Source organism: Pseudomonadota bacterium (assembly GCA_022361155.1).
Classification (GTDB): Bacteria; Myxococcota_A; Polyangia; order Polyangiales; family JAKSBK01; genus JAKSBK01.
Genome location: JAKSBK010000374.1, coordinates 1 through 21292, shown reverse-complemented (window position 1 = coordinate 21292; position 21292 = coordinate 1). Strand labels below are relative to the sequence as shown.

The following is a 21292-nucleotide window of genomic DNA, read 5'->3' as shown; positions in this document are numbered from 1 at the left end:
CGATTCAGCGTAGCGGGCCGGCCCGCCCGGGACAACCCGTGCTTGCGACCAAGGAGGTGGTTGAAGCCGCATCCAGCGAGGCGGCGCTGTCGCTGCCGGCGCCGTAGGCCACGAACACGATCTGCGCTCCGCGAGCGTCGCCCTGGTCTAGCGCCTGCGCACGTAGGCGAGACGGCCGGCTGACAGACTGCGCCAGTCGTGCTCGAAGCCGTTCGGCACGAGACCGGGCGGCGCGTGGGGAAAGAGCCGTTCTGCCGGCGCCCCGCCACACCTCGACCTGAACCGGCCCGTGGGGATGGGCCTCGAGCAGCGCGACCACGTGCTTCAGGTGGGGCCTTGCCCTGCGACGCATTCGGCCCGCCCTGCGGCCAAACACGTGCTCGAGGCGCAGCGTGACACCTCGCGGCAAGTGCTCGGCCTGCAAGCCACGTTGGCGGGCTGCGGCCAGCAACGAGTCGATTTCGGCCGTTCGAGGTCCGGGCCTGCTCGCGCGCGCAGAGCCAAGTGCTCGCTGGGCCTCCAGCATCGTGTGGCGCGCCGCGGCCATGGCTTCGCTGCTTCCCAGTTGGTGACTGCGTGCGATTTCCAGCGCCCAGCGGGCCCGCTGCACCGACTCGGCGCCGGCGTTCATGCCGAGCGCGGCGCCGATCAAGAGCACGCTGCGTGCGAGCAGAAACCGGGTGGCCTGAGCCAGGCGGCGCGTGTCGCGTTCAGCGCTTCGGTCGCGCTGGCTCGCCCCGAGCTCGGCGGCGGCAAAGGCCTTCTGCGCTTGCTGGCGCGCGAGTCCGGCTGCGAGCAGCAGCTTGGTTTGCCTGGCCAGGTGCCTGCGAGCCCGATCCGCTCTGGCCGCTGTCTCGAGCGCTCGATCTTCGGTCTCCAACAGGGCCTGTTTCCTGTGCTCGAGCGCGATTCGCTCCGCCTCCATCACGGCCGCGCTCATGAGCATGCGCGCGGCCGAGCCATGATCCCGTGCCGCGCCTTGGTCCTCGCCGGCGGCCCGAACCGCCCGTGCCGCTTGATCCTCGGCCATGGCGACCAGATCGGGGGCCTTGTGGCGCGCGCTGGCGACCCGGGCTGCGTCAACACCCGCAAGCGGGTCCGGAGCGGGAGCGGCGTGCGCGCAGGCGCCGAGGCAGCCCGCGAGCAGGGCCGTCCTAGCCCGCATCGGTCACCAGCCTCCGGCTCGATGGGCCCTGCTTGGCGCGCGCCAGCTGGGCTCGGGTCTTGTCGAGTGCTTGGCAAGCGATGCGCTTGCTCTCCTGTGCCTTGGCTGCGGCGCGTTCGAGCTCTTGGACCATCCGCCGGGTCGCGGTCAATGCGAGCGTTCGATCGGCGAGCATCAGCGCCGCGCGCGCCACCATGACCGATCGCCTGGCCTCGTCCCGGCGACCCATCGCGGCGCTTTGCTCGGCCTGAACCAGGGCTTGCTTTGCCTGCCGCAGGACGGGCCGCACCTGCCTGGCATCGGGATGCCGGTCGAGGCGCTGCAGTTCCTGCGTCACGATCCCGATTTCGGGTCCGAGCGATGCAGGGCGACCGAACAGCTGCCGGAGCTCGTCCGTGCCGGCGGCTGCATCGAACGCCTGCCCCTCGGCACTCGAGCAAGCACTCACCGCCAGCCAGGCGGTGATGCACGCCAAGGCCCTACGATTCGGCATGCGGTTTTCCCAGCCGACGTGTCCTAGCCGGCATGCGGTTTTCCTAGCCAACCTGCGGTTTTCCTAGCCAACCTGCGGTTTTCCTAGCCAACACTGCGCAGCCCCTGTGCGACGCCGTTGAGAGCCGCGCCAAGTGCCTGATCGATCTGGCTGCGTTCATCCGAGTCCTCGCCGCATGCCCGTTTGCGCAGCAGCAGGCTCATCTGCATCAGTGAAAGCGGATCGATGTAAGGGTCGCGCAATACGATGGTGGTTTGCAGCTGAGGCTGGTCTGCCAAGAGGTACTCTTGTTTGCGGATGGCCAGCGCAGCGTCCACGGTCCGCCGGTACTCCGCCTCCAGCGTCTCGAACAGCCGCAGATCGCCGCCCAGGTGCTGCACGTACGCGCGTGCGATCTCCATGTCCGCCTTGGCGCATGCCACCTCGACCTTGCCCAGCAGGTCGTCAAAGAAGGGCCAAGCCTGGGCCATGCGCTGCAGTGTTTCCAGGCCGCCGGATCGTTCGATCACCTGGCTGAGCGCGCTGCCCACCCCGAGCCAGCCGGGCAGCGCCAGCCGTGTCTGCGTCCAGCCGAACACCCACGGGATCGCGCGGATGCCCTGCATGGTTCCGGTGCCCTTGTCCCGATAGGCCGGGCGCGATCCGAAATGCACGTGAGCGAGCTCCTTGACCGGCGTGGTGCTCAGGAACATCCGAAACAGCTCATCGCTTTCGTGCACGAGACTTCGGAAGACGGGATAAGCCAGGCCGCTGAGCTGCTCCATCATCTCGCGAAAACGCGCCTCCTCCTCCGGCTCGAGATCCGCCCGCCAGTCGTTGCTCAGCGCGTGCAGCGTGCCGGCCAGCATCACTTCAAAGCTGCGTTCCGCGATGGGCAGCAGGCCGAACTTCTGGCTGATGATCTCCCCTTGCTCGGTGAACTTGATGCGGCCATCCAGGGTGCCCGGGGGCAGGGCAGACAGGGCACGAAAGACCGGCGAGCCCCCGCCTCGCCCCACGGAGCCGCCCTGGCCGTGGAACATGACGAGGCGTACGCCCGCTTTGGCCGCGACCTCGCTGATCGCTTCCTGGGCGGTGTACAGCGCCCAGGCCGCGGGCAGCAATCCAGCATCCTTGCCCGAATCCGAATACCCCAGCATCACGTGCTGCACCATCCCCCGCGCTTCGACTTGACGCCGGTATGCCGGGTCCGAAAAGGACGAGCGCAAGGTGTCGGCCGCTCCCCTCAGGTCGCTGAGCGTTTCAAAGAGCGGCGCCACATCGATGCTGGAACGAGGCGGGTCCGAAGCCAGATCGAGCAGTCCAGCCTCGCTTCCCAGCAACAGCACACGCAGCAGATCTTCGGGCGAGCGCGCCATGGACACGATGTACATCGAGGCTGCGTCGTTGGAGATCTCCTCGTGGATGGTACGCATGGCGCTGAACACCTCGAGGACCCTGCGCGTCTGCTCGCCAAGCGGCAGGTGCGGTCCCACCAGCGGGCGCCGTCCCAGCAGCTCGCGCCGCAGCTCGGCTCGCTCGCCAAGGCGCAACGCCACGGCTTGGCCGATGTCCGCCACGGCGCTCGCGTGCACGTCCGAGTCCTGGCGCACATCCATCATGTAGCCGTGGAAACCGTAGATCCGCAGCCGAGTAAGCAAGGGCTCGAGCAGGGTCTGCCGGGCAAGTGCGGCTCGGGATTCGTCGAGCGCCCGTGCGATCAGATTCAAGTCGTCTCCAAAAGCAGCCGAGTTCGGGTAGGCGGCCGGTTGGGGCACATGCTCGCGTGCATCGCGAGCCGCGAGCAAGCGGCAGGTTGCCTGCAGCCGAGTCGCGATGAAGCTGAGCTTCAGCCGCAAGGGCTCCTCGCGATCACGGCGACGATTGAGCTCCCACACCTCGGGCATGTCCGTGCGGTCGCGCTCGAGCGAAGCCCTCAGGCTCGCGGGCGCCGCCACCACCCGCGCGGACACCGAAATGCGCTGTGCGAGCTCGATGACCGCTCGCTCGTACTGCCGCACGATCACGTAGGCGTTGCGGCGCGCCGCGGCCAAGGTGATCTCGGGCGTCACAAACGGGTTGCCGTCCCGGTCGCCCCCGACCCAGCTGCCGGGCCGCAGCGGGGTGATCCTTCGCATCGACTCACCGAACACCTCGGCGAACTCACGCTCCAGGAGCGCAAGCACGCTGCCGCCGGCGTCGAGGAAGCGATCCTCCAGGTACCACAGCGTGCTGGCAACTTCGTCCATCACGTGAGGGCGGTCGCGGCGCACCTCCGAGGTCAACCAGAGCAGCTCGATTTCGGTCTCGAGCGCTCGATCCTGACGGGCTCGCTCCTCGGGCGTAGCCGCGTCCCGCGCCAGAAGCGCAGCCGCCACCCGCTCCTGCAGGGCGAGGATCGTGCGCCGGGTGGCCTCGGTGGGATGGGCAGTCAGCACCGGTCGGATGTCGAGCCGTGCCAGTAGCTCGTCGGCCTCTTGCGCGCTGTACCCGCGTTGCTTGAGTCCCTGCAGTACGGCTCGCAGCGAGCGGCCGTGCTGTCGGGGCCGTCCATCCGGTCTGGCAGGGGCGTTCGGTGCTGGCTCATCAACGGCCCTCGATCGTCGGCCCCGGCGCACCAGATGCACCTGCTCGGCCGTGTTGATCAGCAGAAAAAACAGCGTGAAGGCCCGGCAGACGCGCGCCAAGGTGGGCAGCGGCAGGCCCTGCACTTTGTCGAGCAGCTGCTTCAGGGAAAGCGCCCCGGGATCGGCCCGTCGCCTGGCACGGCAGTCGGTTCGGAGCTCTTCGACGGCGCGAAAGCAGTCTTCGCCTTCGAGGCGCTGGATTGCACGCCCCAGCGCCGAGGCCAGCCAGCGCACGTCGTCGCTCAGGGTCCGATCCTGCTGCTCGTTGGCGGGTGAGGGTAGCCACGACATGAAACCGACGCTGCGCCAAAAGTGCTCCCGGCGCAAGAGCTCCGGGACGGATTGACGTTGGGCTCGAGCAAGGCGTTTGCCCTGGTTGGGGCCGGGAAGGTATCCCTTATTGGATGCGACAGGGACGGTTCGTGGTGCTCGAGGGGATCGACGGCGCCGGCACGACCACCCAGCTCGGCCGGGTGGCGGCTGCACTGGCTGCCGGGGGACAAACGGTGCACACCACGAGCGAGCCCAGCCGAGGGCCGATCGGGACGCTGCTGCGACGGATCCTCGCTGGCGAGCTTGCTGCCCCCGGCGAGCACGCGCTGGCGCTGCTGTTCGCCTCCGACCGTGCTGACCACCTGCAATCCGAAGTCGTACCCAAGCTGCAGCAAGGCGTCACGGTTTTGAGCGACCGCTATTACCACTCGTCGCTTGCCTACCAATCGCTTCGGGCTTCGGACCGACGCGCCCGTGCGGCCTGGCTGCGTGAGATCAACCGCTTCGCTCGCGTGCCGGACTTGACCCTGGTCTTCGACCTCGATCAGGCCGTTGCCGCGCAGCGGCGCGCCGAGCGCGGCGACCGGCAGCTCTACGACTCGGCCGAGCTGCAGCGAGCGCTCGCCGAGTTCTACGGCAACATCGAGCAGGTGTTGCCCGGGGAGGCCATCGCCCACATCTGCGCTGGCGCTTCGATGCAGCAAGTAACCGAGCAGATCCTCGGTCGCCTTCGGGAGTCTGCGCTGGCGTAAGCAGCGGGCCAAGCCGCGGACAGGGCAATTCGGCACTGCGGCCAACGTCGATTCTGGATCGAATGACCCAATCTACCCTGTCCCGTGTAGGCTATCATGGCGAGGGGATCTCCGTGCTTGGGCTCGGGGCCCACATCACATTCAGGGAGCAAAACATGCCGCGCCGCGCCAGTGAACACCCGCAACGACAGTCTTCCAAGCGGGCGGGTCGCAAACGCTCGATGCGTCCTCTGCCTCCGGAGCTCGAAGCGGCTCGAGCACGACCCGATGACGACGAGGCCTGGGAACAGGCGGAGGCCTGGGTCGAACGGACGCAACGCCCGGACGACGTGAGCCGCCTCTACCGAAACGTGCTCGGCGGTGAGCTCCCGTCCGAGCTGGCCTCCGTCGTGGGGCAGCGTGCGGTGCGTTTTCACGAGGCCTGGTACGGCGGTGATAGCAAGAAGCTGCCGGAGCTGCTCGCGCGCGTGGTCGAGCTCGATCCGGCGGCAGACTGGGCCTTCCAGCGGCTCACGATGTCCCATACCGCAGCAGAGCGCTGGACCGATCTGCTCGAGCTCTACGATCGGGTGGTCGAATCGAGCGCCGAGACCTCCCGGCGCATGCAGCTGCTCGATGAGGCCGCCCACATCGCCAAGGACTTTGCGGGGCAGCCGGACCGTGCGATCGGCTACCTCGAGCAGCTCTTCAGGTTGGATCCCTCCAACGCCAAGCTGGCCTCCTCGCTCGAGCGACTGCTCGAGCGCCGGGAGCGCTGGTCGGAGTTGATCGTGCTGTGGCAGGCCCGCGCCGAAGTCCTCGGTGGGGCGGAGATCCACAAGGCGAACGTGCGGGTGGCCACCTGCTATCTGGACAAGCTCAGCGACTATACGTCGGCGCTGGACACCGTGCGCGTGCTGATGCGCGATGAGCCGCAGCACCCGGCGGTCGACCGCGTGCTCGAGGCGATCCTCGCTGCGGGATCTGCTCCGGCTGACACGCGTCTCGCTGCGCTCCAGATCTTGCGGGAGCGCTACGTCGGGCGCGGCAGTGCGGGCGACGTCGTACGTGTGCTGGAAGCGGGAGCCTCCTTCCTGCGCGGCGAGCAACGTACCGCAGCGCTGAGCGAGCTGACCGAGTTGCTGATCACCGTGGGCCAAGAGGCCAGGGCTCTGGAGCACCAGGCGGCGCTGCTCGTGATCGACCCGTCGGAGTTGGTTCAGGCCAAGCTCGGTGCCTTGGCCGAGCGCACAGGCCGTCACGAGCGCTACGCCGAGGCCCTCGTGGCAGCAGCCGATGCCGTGGACGATCGGGCCCACGCGGTAGCGCTGATCATGCAAGCCGCCCAGGTGCGTGAGGATCAGCTTGGCGATCTGGCCGGCGCCATCGAGCTGTACAAGCGCGTGCTCGACGCCGGCGCCGTGCCTGCGGCGACGCTGGCGGCTGCGCGCCGGCTCAACGAGCTGCTGAGCACGGCCGAGCGCGAGCAAGAGCGGCTCGGGGTGCTCGAACGGCTGGCCAAGCTCGAGCCGGAGCCCTCCGAACGCAACCAGGTGTTGGGCCAAATCGCGCGTTTGGCCGACAAGCTGGGAGACTCGGAGCGCGCGCTCGCAGCCTGGAATCGCCGGCTGCAGGGCGACTCGACCGATCTGGAACCGCTCGACGCCCTGATCGAATCGCACACCCAAGCGCGCGACTGGCCCAAGGTCGTCGAGCTGCTCGGGATGCGGGTGGCGGCTCCGGTGTCGGCGCAGCAGCGCCGGCAAGACCTGATGGAGATCGCGCGCATCTTTTCCGAGGAGCTCGAGCAGCTCGACGACGCGATCGAGACCTGGCGCGAGTTGCAGCGGACGTTTGGCGAGGACGCCAAGAACGTCGCCGCACTGAGCCGCTTGCTGCGCGCGGCCGAGCGCTGGCAGGAGCTGACCGAGCTGCTTGCGCGTGCGGCCGCTCACGAAACGACGCGGTTCACCGAGCTGCAGGCCGAGCTCGGCAGCGCCTACCGGGATCACTTGGGCGAGCCCCAGCGAGCCACCGAGTGCTTTCGCAGCGCGCTCGAGGCGGACCCGCGGCACCACGAGTCGCGCGCCGGTCTACGTTCCCTGCTCGCCGTCGACGCATGCAAGGCGGAGGCGGCGGACGCGCTGGCCCGTGCGTTCGCGGTCACCGACGAGTGGCAGAACACCCTTGCGATTCTCGATGTGCGTCTCGAGGTGGCCGACTCGCCCGCCTCGAAGGCGGCGCTGCTGCGCGAGGCCCGCTCGCTTCACGAGGACAGGGGTAGCGATCCCGGGGCGGCCCTCGACTGCATGCGGCGCGCGTTCGCGCTGGACCCGCGCAACGAGGCGCTGGAAGCCGAGGTGGAGCGTCTCGCGAGCAGCACCGGCAACTGGTCGCTCGCGGCAGCTGCCTACAGGGGAGCCCTCGAACGCGCGGAGCCACAGAGCGCACGTCTGGCTCATTTGCGCTTTCGAGAGGGCAGTATCTTGGAGCTGCGGCTGGAGCAGCCGGAAGCGGCACTCGAGGCCTACGAGGTGGCCGCGGGTGTCGCGCCCGAACGGGTGGACGTGTCGCTCTCGCTCGTCCGGGTCGCGTCCGGTCTGGGCCGCTGGGCCGTAGCGTCCCGGGCCATCGTCTGCTCCGCTCGTGATCTGGGCCGTATCGAGCCTTCGCTTTGGGAGGAGGTCGAGGCCGGTGCTGCGCGCGCCTCGGCTTGGGACGCGCTCGCCGAGGCCATGGCCCGGGCCATAGCGGATGCTGCCGGGCTTCCTGCGTCGCTGGCGCGCGAGCTCGAGGCGGCCGTTGCTCGCTGGCAGCGCCAGCGTCGCGACGATCCGGAGGCGGCGGAGGCGGCGCTGCTACGTGCGGTGGGGCACGAGCCAACCCACATCGAGACGCTCGACATGTTGGTCGAGCTTCAGCGCAGGGCCTCGGGTCGCCCCCTGGTCGAGACCTTGCTGCGCCTGGCCGAGCTCACGCCGGACAACCTCGACGCGCTGCACGAAGCCGCGGACGTGGCCGAAAACACCATCGGCGATCGCGATCTGGCCGTTTCGATTCTGCGGCGGCTCTTCGAGCGTTGCGCCAAGCTGCTCAAGCGCGGGGGCGAAGCCAGCGGCGCGCGCCAGGTCGAGCCCACGGCGCTGTGGGCTGTTCAGCGCCTGGTTGTATTGACCCGTCAGCCTCGCGAATACGCCAGCACGGTGGATCTCCTGCTGCGCGCGGCCAGCATGCCTTTCGAGCTCTCGGTGCGCCAGCAGTTTCGGCACGAGGCCGCCGAGCTTTACGCCCAGGAGCTCGAGGACCCAACGCGCGCCATCGATCTGTATCGTCAGATTCTCGACGTGGACCCCGTCGACCAAAAAGCAGTCAAGAAGCTTGGCGACATCTTTCTGGCCCAGGACCGGCTGCCGGACTTGCTCCTGCTCAGACGGCGCGAGCTGGGGCTTGACCTCGAGCAGGAGCGCCGGCTGCAACTGCGCTTGGACGTCGCCCACATCATGGGCGTGCTCGAGGACCGCGGGGGCCGCGTGGAGTCGCTGCGAGCCAACCTCGACGAGCTTCCGGGACACGAGCCCTCGATCGACGCGCTGTGGGATGTGATGAGCGCGAAGGGTTGGCACGCACAGCTGGCCGATGCCATGAGCCAGCAGGCCGAGGTGCTGGAGCAGAGCCAGCCACGGGCGGCGCTCGGCCTGTGGAAGCGCGTGGCAGCTCACGTCGAGAGCAAGCTCGGTGACGCCGAGCGCGCGATCTCATGCTATCTGCGGGTGTTCGCGCTGGAGCCCGAAGGCATCGCGCTCGACGCCTTGGGTCGGTTGCACGCCGAGCGGGGCGAGTACGGCGCGGCGGTCGAGTGGCTCGAGCGCAAGCTGGCGGCCGACTCCGAGGACCAGCGTGCCGCCACGACGCTGCGTCTGGCGCAAGCGCATTTACATACCGGCCATCCCGAGCGCGCTCGCGCCTGCCTCGAGGACGCGGTTCGCGGCGATCCCGGTGCGCTGGCGGCGCGCGAGCTGCTGGCTCGGATCTACCGCCAAGACGAATCTTGGGAGCCGCTGGGGCGACTGCTCGTAGAGGGCTTCGATCACGTTCCACAGCAAGACAAGCTCGCCTACGCGCGCGAGAGCGCCGAAATCTACTACCGCAAGCTGGGCGCCGCGCCGAAGGCGATCACGAGCCTCGAGCGCGCCATCGAGCTCGACCGCGAGGACCGGGAGCTGCACCTGATGTTGGCCGACGCGCTGCGGATCGACGGCCGGCTTGACCGGGCGCGCGAGGTGCTGCAGACCCTGATCGACGAGTTCGGACGCAGGCGCAGCCCGGCGCGGGCCGCGGTGCACTTTGAGATGGCGCGCGTGGCACGTGATGCCGGCGACACCGAGGCGGCCTTCGAGCAACTCGAGCTCGCGACACGGATGGACGTCGGTCACCTTCAGGCGATGCAGGCGCTGGGTGACTTGGCACACGACGCGGGTGATCTGGATCGTGCGGAGCGAGCCTATCGGGGCCTTCTGCTGGCTGCGCGCAGACGCAAGGCGGGCGAAGAGCGCTCCCGCATCGGCCCGAGCGAGGTCTTCTACCAATTGCACCAGATCGCCGAGCTGCGCGGCCGCGTCGAGCAAGCCCAAGAGTTGCTGGAGTCGGCGCTCGAAACCGCCGTGCAAAACGACGACGAGGCGCGCCGGTTCCAGGCGTTCTTGCTGGGGCGCAACGAGACCGATCCGGTCATGCGGGTGCTCGATCTGCGCTTGGAGCACGTGCGCGATCCGCTCGTGGAGGCGGAAGTGCTCGCGGTTCGTGCCGAAGTGCTCGAGCGTCTCGGGCGCCTGGACGAGGCGCTCGAAGCCTGCATGGCTGCACTCGAGAAGAACCCCACGTCGATCGAGCTCCACGACGCTGCACGCGGTCTCGCAAAGCAGGCCGAAAAGACCCAGCGCTACATCGACAGCGTGAGCGCGCTGGCGGAGCGGGCTCGACGCAAGGGCGAGGCCCGGCTTGCCGCCTTGCTGCATCTGCGTTTGGGCAGCGTGATTGAACAGGAAGTGGGTGACTTGGACCGCGCGGCCGGCTTGTACGCCAAGGCCGAGGCGTCGGGCGAATGCGTGGCGGAAGCGTGGGCCGCCTTGGCGCGTGTCGCGGGTGCGCGAGGGGACGTGGCCGAGCAGCGCAGGGTGCTGCGTGAGATCGCTCAACTGTCGTCCGATGTCGTGACGGGCAAGGTGCGAACGGACGCCCTGTTTCAGCTCGCGCAGATCGAGCTCGCGGCTTCCGATACGCGCGATCAGGGACTCGAATCGCTCAAGCTCGCGCTGCAGCGCGACCCGCAATACCAGAGGGCGCGTGCCATGTTGGAGCACGCGATCGACCGTGCGCCGGAGCATCAGGGGCTGCTGAATCTGTACGAGCGCGTGGCCCGATCATCCGGTGACCGGCAGATGCTGCTCGAGTGGTTCGAGCGCCGGCTCAAGCTCGAAAGCGCCACACTCGAGGACGTGCGGGAGGCTTTCGAGCACGCGATGGCGGTCGATGCCGTCGAGCGCGCCGAGCGGTTGCTGCGACGAGGGCTCGAGCACGCGAACGGAGCGCCCGATGCGGCGGAGCACAGACCGTGGCTGCTGTCGGGGTTGGCGGAGTGCCGCAAACGATTGGGTGATCTCGAGGGGGCGCTCAACTGCCTGCAAGAAGCCCTGCTCGAGACCGAGGACGACGAGCGAGGCACGCTGACGTTGCGCCTGGCACAGCTTGCCTCGACCACGGGCGGCAACCGTGAGCTCGCCTTGCAGGCCTACCGGAGCCTGTGGTCGCGCGACCCGGCCAATCCGGAATTGTGGCAACCGCTCGTGCGCCTCTACCACGAGCTCGGTGACAAGGAGGGCCTCGGCGAGTGCGTCGAAGGGACGCTCGCGTCGATGCCCGAGCCGCGGCAGCGCAACGCACTTCGCATGCAGCATGTGGCCTACCTGATGCGCGGCCACGAGCAGGCGCCTGCCACCCAGGCGCCAGGTGCTGTCGACGTCGGGGCTATCGACGAGGTGGCGCCCGTGCTGCGCCAGGTGCTGCGCGAACAGCCCGACCATGGCGAGGCGCTCGACCTGCTGGCCGGGCTGCTGGAGGGTGCTGGACGCACCGACGAGTTGCTGGATCTGCTCAAGGAGCGGTTCCAGCACGCCTGCGGGCTGGGCGATGCCCAAATGGTGGTTCCGCTGGCTCAGCGGCTTGGAGCGCTGCTGCGTTCGGGTGACCGTCAAGCGGAGGCCAAGGCGCTATACCGGGCCGCGCTCGAGTGCGTGCCCCAGAGTCGCGCGATCCTGAACGACTTGCGCGAGTCGCTCGATTGCGACGAGGACGCGCTGGAGCGGGCGGACGTCATGCAGCGAATCCTGGCGATCGAAGCGCCCGAGCGGGCTCCGGCACTGGCGCTGGAGCTGGCCGACTTCTGGCAGGAGCGTGGGCAACAGGCCCGCCGGCGCCGGACCCTCGAGATAGGCCAGCGGCTATGTCCCGACCACGAGGAGCTGCGGGCGCGCCTCGTAGCTTGCCTGGAGGAACAAGAGGTCTGGCCGGCACTGATCGAGCTGCTTGTTTCCGAAGCGCACCGGGTCGCAGGCAGCGACAAGCAGGGCGCCGTGGCGCGTCTGCGCGATGCGGCGCGTCTGTGCCGGGAGCGGCTGGGTGACAGCGCGGCCGCCTCCGAGCACCTGCGGCAAGCCCTGCTGATCGATGCCCACGACGTGTCCGTGCTGGCCGAGCTGACACGCTGCCTGGCTGACTCCGGCGACCCGCAGACTGCGATCGAGCAGCTCACCGGACTGCTCGATCAGCGGGAGCAGGCGGGCGCCGTACGGGCCGAGCTGCTCAAGGTGCGGGCCGATCTGTGGCTTGCGCTCAAGCGGCCGGACGCAGCGCTGGCCGATTTGGCGCAGGCGCAGGAGCTCAGCGGCGAGGGGCTGCACGACGAGCTCAGCCAGGCCTACGAAGCACAGCGCAGGCTTGCCGCCGAGCAAGGAGACGCAGAAATCGTACGCACGGCGACCTTCAAGCTCGCGTCGGCCCGGGCCGCTGCGGGCGATGTCGAGGCTGCGCGCGAGCTGCTTTCCGGCTGGGTGGTGGGCCAGCCCGAGGACGTCGAGGCGCTGCGGGAATTGCGCGACGTGCTATTCGCGTCGGCCCGCTGGGCGGACGCGGTTCCGATTTGCGATCAGCTCGTGGAGCTCGAACAGGGTGACGCGTTGGTTTCCGCCGCATTGGATCTCGCGCGCGCGGCGGAGCAGGCCGGGGCGGGTGAGCGAGCACGCCAGGGCCTCGAACGAGCCTACGCGAGCCAGCCGGAAAGCGGCGAGCTGCGGGGTGCGCTGCTACAGATCTACGAGCAGACCGACGCCAAGCGAGAGCTCGCGAAGCTGCTGCTCGCTGACGTCGAACGGCTTGATGACGAGGACGAGCAATTCGAGCTGTTGCGCAGGTGCGGGCAGCTGCTGCAGCACGAGGAGCCCGAGGCTGCGCTGGCCGCGCTGAAGCGCGCTGTCGAGCTCAAGCCCAAGGACCACGCCACCACGGTCTTGGTGATCGACGCCCTGACCGAGCTCGAGCGCCATGACGAGACCCGACAACTGCTCGAAAGTGCGATCGCATCCCACAAGCGGCGGCGCTCCGCGGCGCTGGCCGAGCTGCTGCACCGCCGAGCCCGCTTGTGCCTGCTCAACGCGGACCCCGCAGGTCAGCTGAAGTGGCTAAGCCAGGCGCTCGACACCGACCGCAGCAGCGGACCGATCGCGGCGGAGCTTGCCGAGCTCGCCATGGCCCAAGGCAACCTGGAGCTGGCTCAAAAGGCCCTGCGTGCGATAACCATGATGGAGTCACCCGAGCCGCTGTCTCGAGCCGCGGCCTTCCTCAAGCAGGCCGAAATCGCCAACATACAAGGCGACCGCCGGCGGGCGCAGCACTGGGCGCGCAGGGCTCGGTCGCTCGATCCCGAGCTCGCGGAGGCGCAGAGCTTCCTTGAGCAGCTGGATGGCTAGCGCCTAAAGCCAAAGAATCGGCGCCCAAGGACAAGGCCCGCCAGCGTACGGGATCCTAGAGTGGGGGTGTGAACCAGAGCGCCGCCGGAGTGCCAGCTTCGGGTGGAGACGGGTCTACCGTTTCCATCGACATCCCTGCCGGGGATATACGCGACGATTCGCGGATCGGCACCATCCTGAACGGCCGCTTTCGTATCGAGCGCCTTGCGGCGTATGGCGGAGTGGCCCGGGTGTATCGGGCGGAGCAGCTCACCCTTCGCCGACCCGTGGCGATAAAGGTCTTTCACCCCAGGTGCAACAGAGGCGAGTCACTTCGGGACCACTTGCTGAACGAGGCCGCTTGCGTTGCCAAGCTGAAGCACCCGAACACCGTCAAGGTGTTCGACTACGGCTGCACCGCGGACGGCTCGCCCTACATCGCGATGGAGTGGATCGAGGGTCGGACCCTGCAGGACCTTCTGATCGAGATCCCTGTGCTTTCGGTACGGCGCACCGTGCAGATCGCCACCGAGATCTGCGACGCGCTGAGCGAAGCGCATGCGCTCGGCATGGTGCATCGGGATCTGAAGCCATCCAACGTGATGCTGTGCCGGACGGGCGGTCGCATGCGCGAAAGCGTCAAAGTGGCGGACTTCGGGTTGGTCCAGAGCGTGGCCGAGCCCGACCCGGAGAAGCTTGAAGGCATGGTCGTGGGCTCGCCGGGCTACATGGCGCCAGAGCAAATCCGTGGTCAGGCCCTCGACTGCCGCGCCGACGTCTACGCGCTCGGTGTGCTGCTGTACCGTATGCTCGCCGGCGAGCCGCCCTTCCACAGCGGCGACCCCGTTGCTGACCTGCATGCGCACCTCAACGATCCCATCCCACCGCTCCGACTGGCGCGCCAACGGCACGGGGGTGGCGGGCTGCCCGAGCAGCTGGAGCTCGTGGTCTTGAGCTGTTTGCTCAAGGACCGCAGTGAACGCATCGCATCGATGAAAGAAGTGCACGCGGCACTCGAGCCGTTTGCGAACGCGGTCAGTGCGATGCAAGGGGCGACGCGATACGAGCCGGAAAGTGGCCAGGCACAGGGAGAACGTGGCCAGGCCCAGCGTAGCGGACGAACCGAGAGCTACATCTCGGTCAAGACCGCTCGACCGCGGGAGATCGAGGGCGCTGCTCCTGCGGGCAGGGTGCAGCGCGAGCGGCCAGACGACTCGCGCACCGTGCCGGACACGGCCGTGCTGGCCGATACGGAGGCGGACGCGTTCGATAGCACGCCACGGCCTGCTCGGCCGAGAGCCAACGAGGCCGTGCCTCCGCCCGAGGACGAGGTTAGGCGCAGCAGTTCCAGGACGCTCGGGACCGTTGCGCTGCTCGCGGTTTTCGCCGCGGGGGTGCCGTTGGGGGCCTCGCTGCTGGCGCTCCTGGCGGAGCGGTTTGGGCCGTCTGCGCTGAACGCGGCAACCCCGGTGCCGAGCGCGAGAAGCGCGGGGACGGTACCGGCGCTGGCGCAACCCCCGGAGCGGGCGGTGGCACAACGCTCCGAGCAGCCGCCTGGTGGTGCGGCCACGCCAGAGTCGAAGCAGGTCGGAGGTGCTGTTCTCGGGCATCCTACGTCGACCCGCACGACGAAACGATCCAGACCGTCCCGCTCGCCAGCCACCCTCGCAGCCCGTCCCCGCGGCGCGCACAAGGCCGGCGCACACAAGGCTGGCGCACGCGAGGCCGGCGCACGCGAGGCCGGCGCACGCAAGGCCGGCGCACGCAAGGCCGGCGCGCACAAGGTGGTGCAGCCGCGACGGGCGTTGGCTACGAGCAAGCCCGCGCGCGATTCCAGGGCCCGCGATCCCGGGGCCAAGGACTCCATCGCCAAGGACTCCATCGCCAAGGATTCCATCGCAAGAGCTGCGCCGCTTGCCGCGGCGGCCAGCACTCCGGCCAGGCTGGAAGCGGATGAGCTGGCTGAAAAGGGTCAGATGGAGGCGCACGATCGCGCTTTCAGTGCCCTGATCTCCGAGCTGGCGATCGAGGCGCGCAAACGCGGAGCACGCTCGGACGCGATCGGGCGGCGCGGGCCCGAGCCCACCGGTTCGCGTGGCCGGGGTGGGCTGAAGATCACCGAGCTGGGGAGCAACGCGGCCGTGCCGCGCAGCGTCCTGACGCGAGCCCTGGGACGCATCTCGCCCGCGCTGGAGGGCTGCTACCGCAAGAGCCGGGGCACGGCTCCGCCTTCCGAGCTGAAAGTGAAGCTGCAGATCGGGCAAGCGGGCCGAGTGGAGTCCACCAGCCTGGATGGCAACGCCAGTCCGGCCCTTCGCGCGTGCCTCGAGCGCCCGCTCGGCCGCCTTGTCACGCGCACGCGTCCGGACACGGGCACGCTGCGCGCGAGCTTCACCCTGCGCTACGACTAGCTAGCGCAGGCGGCGATGGGTCAGGCTGGGCAGGCTGGCGCGCACCTCGGTCACGACGGTCGGGTCGATGGAGGCGATCGCGAAGCCCTCGCCGTCAGCGGTTTGTTCGGCGCGGATGCGGCCCCAGGGATCGCAGATCAGTGCGTGCCCGTAGGAACGACGCGGCCCGTAGTGATGGCCTACTTGGGCTGCGGCGATCACATAGGCCTGCGATTCGATCGCACGTGCCCTGAGCAACACGTGCCAGTGGTCTGTGCCCGTGGCGAAGGTAAAGGCAGCGGGCACCGCGAGCGCGATGGCACCGTGGCTCACCAGCTGCCGGTAGAGCTCAGGGAACCGCAGATCGTAGCAGATGGACAGGCCCAGGGTCCCAAAGGGAGCCCGGGTCACAACCGCTTCACCACCCGCCACGACGGTCTCCGATTCCATCAGCACGGTGCCGTCAGGCAACGTGACGTCGAACAGGTGGATCTTGCGATAGATCGCCTTGACAGCACCATCGCTTCCGAGATGGACGCAGGCGTTGCGTACCTTTCCGGCAGTTTCGCCAAGCTCCCAGAATCCACCCAGGATCAGCTGCAGCCTCGATTCTCGGGCAAACGACGCGCAGCGGTCCAAAATGGGGCCGCCCTCCGGCAACGGCTCTGCGATCTCGAGCTTGCCGTCCTCCGGTCCGAGGTAGGCGAAACACTCGGGTGCCAGGATGAGCTCGGCGTCCTGCTCGCCCGCCTTCCCAGCCAAGCGCAGCAACGCCTCGACATTGGCGTCGACGTCCGCGGTCGAGGTCATTTGCAGTGCCGCGACCCTGCAGGGTCGGGCTGAGGGGGAAACAGGCATGCTTGATGCGCTGGCTCAGAAATGAAAGCGTCGCATGGATATGTTCATGAGCAAACCGATCCCGATCATCACGGTCAGCACGCTCGAGCCACCGTAGGAAACAAGAGGCAGCGTGATACCTACCACGGGAAGCAGCCCACAAACCATCCCGAGGTTGATGGTCGCATGCCAGAAGATCAGGCTCGAGACTCCGACGGCCACGACCGCACCAAAACGGTCCTTGGCTTGTGACGCGATCCTCAGGCCCCACAGGACGATGAAGAGATACAACAGGATCAGCAGGGACGCCCCAACGAAGCCCTGCTCCTCGGCCCATACCGGAAAGGGGAAATCCGTGTGTTGATCCGGCAGGAAACGGTACTGGTTCTGCGTCCCGCGCATGAAGCCCTTTCCAAGAAACCCTCCGCTGCCTATCGCGGCCTTGGCCTGATGGGCGTGCCAGCCTGCGCCGAGCAGATCCTTGTCAGGTTGGATGAACGACAGCAGGCGCTGGCGCTGGTAGTCCTTGAGCAAGTATTCCCAGGTCAGAGGTGCGCTTGCCGACAGCGACAGCACCAAGGTCACGAGCGAGCGCAGCTTCAGATGCGTGAGGAACATGATGGTCGCAAAGATGAAGACCAGGATCATGGCTGTTCCAAGGTCGGGCTGCTTGAGGACGAGCACCAGCGGCAACGCGACAATCAAGCCCGGAATGATCAGGTCTTTGAGTGTCCGTCCTTCCGTCTTGGGATCGTTGTGAAGGTATTTTGCGAACGCCACGATGAAGAAGATCTTCATGAGCTCGCTCGGTTGAAGCGAGAAGCTACCCAGCGGAATCCAGCGCTGTGAACCGCGTACCTCGCGTCCCAGAAGGAATACCAGGACCAGCAGCACGATCCCTGCGCCGTAGGCGATCCAGCCATGACGTTCGTAATAGCGGTAATCGATGGCGGCGATCAGCACCGCGACGCCAGCCCCCAAGGTAAGCCAATAGATCTGCTGGATATACAGCTCCTCCATGGCGGCGCCCGGCACGCTGGTCGCGCTGTACAGATTGGTGACGCCGACCGTGGCGAGTGCCGCCACCGCTACGAACAAGGGCCAATCGAATTGGTCCTTGAATTCTCTGGTCAAAGCCATGTCAGGCTCGATCCCTCATCTGCTGTTGACGAGTGCCGTAGTGCCTTCGGTTTCGATGGCAAGCTTCGCCGTGTGACTGCCCAGAGCCTCCTGCAGAATCTGAACCGCAATCGGGGCCGCATGGCGGCCACCGCGTCCGCCGTGCTCCACGAGCACGACGACAGCCATCTCGGGCGCGTGCGCCGGAGCGAAGCCCGCGAACCAGGCGTGACTGCGACGCAGATACCAAGCACGCTCGGGGTCCTCGTGGGGCCTTGGCGCCCGGCGAGCCACCTGTGCGGTTCCTGTCTTGCCTGCCACCCGCACGCCCCCTTCGACGTGCGCTTCGAAGGCGGTTCCCTTTGCGTCGTTGACGACCCCCACCAGGCTGTCCGCGACGTAAGCGAGATGCTCGGGGTCCACGGGCACCCTGCGGCGGATGCGCGGCTTGAAGGTCTGGATGATCTTTCCGTCGGGTGATTCCATGCTCTGTATGAGTTGGGGCACGTACATCTTGCCCCCGTTGGCGATAGCAGCGTAGGCCAAGGCAAGCTGCAGGAGCGTGGCGCGCGTGTTGCCCTGGCCGATCGCCGCGTTCAGTGTGAAGCCCAGGCGGTACTGGCTACCGTAATGTTTGATGTACCACTCGCGTGTGGGAAGAAAACCACGCGCTTCATCGAGACCCACGCCGGTAGCTTCCCCCAGGCCGAAGTCGCGAGCCAGCTGCGTCATGCGGTTGAGCCCTACCAGTTCCGCCAGGCGATAGAAGTAAACGTTGCAGGATTCGATCAGCGCGCGGCGCATGTCGGGATCGCCGTGGACGTGGCTGCAGCGGAACTTGCGCCGGCCGAGCTGATAGAAGCCGCCGCACTCGAAGCGGTTCGAAGGAGCCAGTATGCCGTCCTGCAGCGCCGCCAGCGCGCTGATGGGCTTGAAGGTCGAACCGGGGAAGTAGCTCTCGTAGAGCGCCTTGTCGATCAAAGGACGGAAGGGGTCCGCCTCGATCTTTCGATAGCGCTCCTCGGCTATGCCTCCCGACATCGCGTTGAGATCGTAGGAGGGTTTTGAGTACAGGGCACGGATGCGACCCGTGTGGATCTCGAGTGCCACGGCTCCACCCGAGGGATGCCCCCGAAAAGCGCGGTTGACCACCCGCATCAGATTCATGTCCAGGGTGGTGGTGAGATCTCGCCCGGCGATGGGTTCGCGCCGCTCCCCGGTAAGCCTGGGCTTGTCGCGATTCAGCTCTCGTCCGCGCACGTCGACTTCGATGCGCAGCTCTCCGTCTCGTCCGCGCAGGTAGCTCTCCCAAGCCTGCTCTATGCCGCTTCTTCCGATAGTCTGTCCGGGCCGATAAGCCCGCTCCGCGTAGCGTCTGAGATCGTCGGCGTTGACCTCGTTGACGAAACCGATGACATGCGCCCCCAGCGAGTCATGGGGATAGAAGCGAACCGGAAGCACTACTGTTGCCACCCCGGGCAAATCCCGGGCGTGGGTCTGCAGCGCTGCGAACTGATCGCGGCTTATGTCGGAGAACACTCGGATCAAGTGATCACGCCGGCGAGCGGGAACCGCTTCGAGCCTGCGGCGCATAGCAGCGCGTTCCTGGGCCTCGAGCGACATCAGCTCGGCGATTCGCAGCAAGTCCGCTTCCGCCACCTTGCTCGGTGTGATGTAAAGAGCGTAAGCGGGACGGTTGGCGGCCAGCACGTTGCTTCTGCTGTCTCGGACGATTCCCCGCGTCGCAGGCAAAGGGACGATCTTGGTGATATTGCGTCGCGCGACGGCTGCCCACTTGCCGTGCTCCACGAGCTGCAGATAGCCCAACCGGGCCAACAGTGCTCCAAAGGCAAGCACGGCCGCCAGCGCCATCCACTTGTAACGCTTGCGGAACTCGCCCACTTCGCGTCGAACCGAGAGCAGGGTCACAGGATCGAGTTCCTTTGCTCAGACCGCCGTACGCCGATGGCCTCGATGCGCCGCACCACCGCGAACAGCGGCGGTGATACCAGCGCAGTCACGAGCGCGGGGACCAGGAGAAGCCGTGCGGTAACCTCGAGGCCGCCGGAAACGCCGACCGGCTCGTCCCAGACCGAGGTCGGGATCGCGTTGGCCTCGAAGATTGCCCTCAGCGCCAAGATGGTCCCGAAGGCCGCCAGAGCCACCACGAAAGTCGAGACGATTTGAAACGCCGGGCCTCGCAAGAACAGCCTGAGGCCCGCGCCCCTGGCTACCATGAAGGTCGCCGACAGTACAAAGGTGTGCAGCCCCATCGTGTTGCCGCAAAAAGTGTCGAGCAGGTAGCCGAGGACGAACGAGGTGCCGGCACCGCGGACGAGCGGGATCTCGTGCGTTACGCCCAGGTAGATCGCCAGCGGAAGCAGCAGGTTCGGCGCGACCGCATGGACGGGAACAAGTGTCGCCAGCGACGACTCGAGCACCAGCAGCAGGAAGCCGAGGGCTATTAGCAGCGCGCTGCGCATCTCACCTGGCCGCGCTGGCGCGGGCGCCATCGCCTCGCGCGCGTTGCTCGCGACTGCCCTCGGTCAGAACGCCGACCACCTCGAGCTGCGAGAAGCGTACCGCCGGCGTCACGGTGACTCCTTGGTACATTCCGGTGTGCTTTCGCACCACCTCGCTAACGCGGCCTACTACTATTCCGGCTGGGAAGCGCTGCCCGAGGCCCGAGGTTACCACCAGATCACCGACCACGGCGTCTTCCCCGCGCAGCATTTGCTCGATGCGGCAGCGGTAGCTGCGGTTTCCGCCCGTGCCCTTGAGCATGCCCCTGGCTCCGGTGCGCTCGATGACCACGTCGATCGCGCTCGTGCGGTCCGCCGTTAGCAGGACATCGCTGTAGTGGCCGAAGCTGCGGCGCACCTGGCCCACCAGCCCTTCGTCGCTCAGGACGGGCATGCCGGGCAGTACGCGGTTTCGGTCACCGCGGTCGAGCCTGATCCTCATCACTCGAAAGAAGGGGGACACCTCCTTGCCGATGACCTGCGCACTCAGCAGCTCGCCCCGCAGCTGGCGCCGGAGATCGAGCAACCTGCGCAGGCGTGCGTTCTCGCGGGCCTTACCGCGCAGACGATGGCCAAGCTCGCGCAAGCGTGCGTTTTCGGCCCGTAGCCGCTCGTTGTCGCGCCGCAGGTCGACGAGATGGATATAGTCTTCCCATACGCTGGAGACCCCGAGCGCCATCTGGGTTGCCAGGTACTGGATGGGTGCGCTGGCCTGAAGCAGAACGCGATCCAGCAGGTTGACCTTGGAGGGATCCTTGAGGTTCGCGTTCAGGAAAAAGAAGGGCATAGCCAGCAAAGCTACGCACAGCGTCGCATCGCGGAAGCGTCGAAAAAAACTCACGCCGGCCTCAGGAGATCGTAACCTCTCGCAGAAGCTCCACATGCTCGAGCGCCCTGCCCGAGCCAAGGACGACTGCGGAAACCGGATCGTCGGAAACCATCACCGGAAGCCCGGTTTCCTCTCGCAACAACACGTCCAGGTTGCTCAGGAGCGCTCCACCTCCGGTTAGCACGACCCCTTTGTCCACGATGTCGGCGGACAGCTCAGGAGGAGTGCGCTCCAGTGCCAGCAGCACTGCCTCGACAATGCTGTTGATAGGCTCGGCCAGCGCCTCGCGCACCTCGTCGCTGGTGACGGTCACGGTCTTGGGTACTC

General features: G+C 67.4%; 12 protein-coding genes. 3 read left to right on the top strand and 9 right to left on the bottom strand.

Annotated features, from left to right (window positions below):
* Nucleotides 1-4: 4 nt before the first annotated feature.
* From MJD61_14400 to ppc, 3 genes are all read right to left on the bottom strand, one after another.
* Nucleotides 5-1165 carry a hypothetical protein gene (locus tag MJD61_14400; GenBank protein MCG8556461.1) on the bottom strand — a complete coding sequence of 387 codons (1161 nt, stop codon included), beginning with the start codon at nucleotides 1163-1165 and terminating at the stop codon, nucleotides 5-7.
* Nucleotides 1155-1658 (bottom strand): hypothetical protein, encoded by a 504-nt coding sequence (locus MJD61_14395; GenBank protein ID MCG8556460.1) that lies wholly within the window; start codon nucleotides 1656-1658, stop codon nucleotides 1155-1157. Before MJD61_14395 ends, MJD61_14400 begins: the two co-directional genes overlap by 11 nt.
* Before the next feature lie 83 nt (nucleotides 1659-1741).
* Nucleotides 1742-4555 (bottom strand): phosphoenolpyruvate carboxylase, encoded by a 2814-nt coding sequence (gene ppc / locus MJD61_14390; protein ID MCG8556459.1) that lies wholly within the window; start codon nucleotides 4553-4555, stop codon nucleotides 1742-1744.
* A 113-nt stretch (nucleotides 4556-4668) separates the two neighbouring features.
* On the opposite strand from ppc, the gene tmk reads away from it, so the two are divergent.
* The 3 genes from tmk (at nucleotide 4669) to MJD61_14375 (ending at nucleotide 15679) form a co-directional block, all read left to right on the top strand.
* Complete coding sequence (gene tmk, locus MJD61_14385) at nucleotides 4669-5289, top strand: dTMP kinase (GenBank protein MCG8556458.1); 621 nt, start codon at nucleotides 4669-4671, stop codon at nucleotides 5287-5289.
* A 62-nt stretch (nucleotides 5290-5351) separates the two neighbouring features.
* A complete protein-coding gene (locus tag MJD61_14380; protein ID MCG8556457.1) occupies nucleotides 5352-13289 on the top strand; it encodes a tetratricopeptide repeat protein in 7938 nt (2645 codons plus the stop codon).
* A 68-nt stretch (nucleotides 13290-13357) separates the two neighbouring features.
* The gene (locus tag MJD61_14375) at nucleotides 13358-15679 is read left to right on the top strand and encodes a protein kinase (protein ID MCG8556456.1); all 2322 of its coding nucleotides are present in this window, start codon (nucleotides 13358-13360) and stop codon (nucleotides 15677-15679) included.
* Here the strand turns inward: MJD61_14375 and MJD61_14370 are convergent, their stop codons facing one another.
* The 6 genes from MJD61_14370 to MJD61_14345 form a co-directional block, all read right to left on the bottom strand.
* On the bottom strand, nucleotides 15680-16468 hold the full coding sequence (locus MJD61_14370; protein MCG8556455.1) for a carbon-nitrogen hydrolase family protein: 789 nt from the start codon (nucleotides 16466-16468) through the stop codon (nucleotides 15680-15682). It lies immediately after the preceding gene.
* Between the two features lie 63 nt (nucleotides 16469-16531).
* A complete protein-coding gene (gene rodA, locus MJD61_14365; GenBank protein MCG8556454.1) occupies nucleotides 16532-17635 on the bottom strand; it encodes a rod shape-determining protein RodA in 1104 nt (367 codons plus the stop codon).
* A gap of 15 nt (nucleotides 17636-17650) precedes the next feature.
* Nucleotides 17651-19543: a penicillin-binding protein 2 gene (mrdA, locus tag MJD61_14360; protein ID MCG8556453.1), complete on the bottom strand. Its 1893-nt coding sequence runs from the start codon at nucleotides 19541-19543 to the stop codon at nucleotides 17651-17653.
* Nucleotides 19540-20097, bottom strand: a complete 558-nt coding sequence (gene mreD / locus MJD61_14355; protein ID MCG8556452.1) for a rod shape-determining protein MreD — start codon at nucleotides 20095-20097, stop codon at nucleotides 19540-19542. The genes mrdA and mreD overlap by 4 nt, the downstream gene beginning before the upstream one ends.
* Nucleotide 20098: 1 nt before the next feature.
* Nucleotides 20099-20977, bottom strand: a complete 879-nt coding sequence (gene mreC / locus MJD61_14350) for a rod shape-determining protein MreC (GenBank protein MCG8556451.1) — start codon at nucleotides 20975-20977, stop codon at nucleotides 20099-20101.
* Nucleotides 20978-20984: 7 nt separating this feature from the next.
* Nucleotides 20985-21292, bottom strand: a 308-nt coding sequence (locus MJD61_14345) for a rod shape-determining protein (protein MCG8556450.1), incomplete at its 5' end; no start/stop codon positions are given.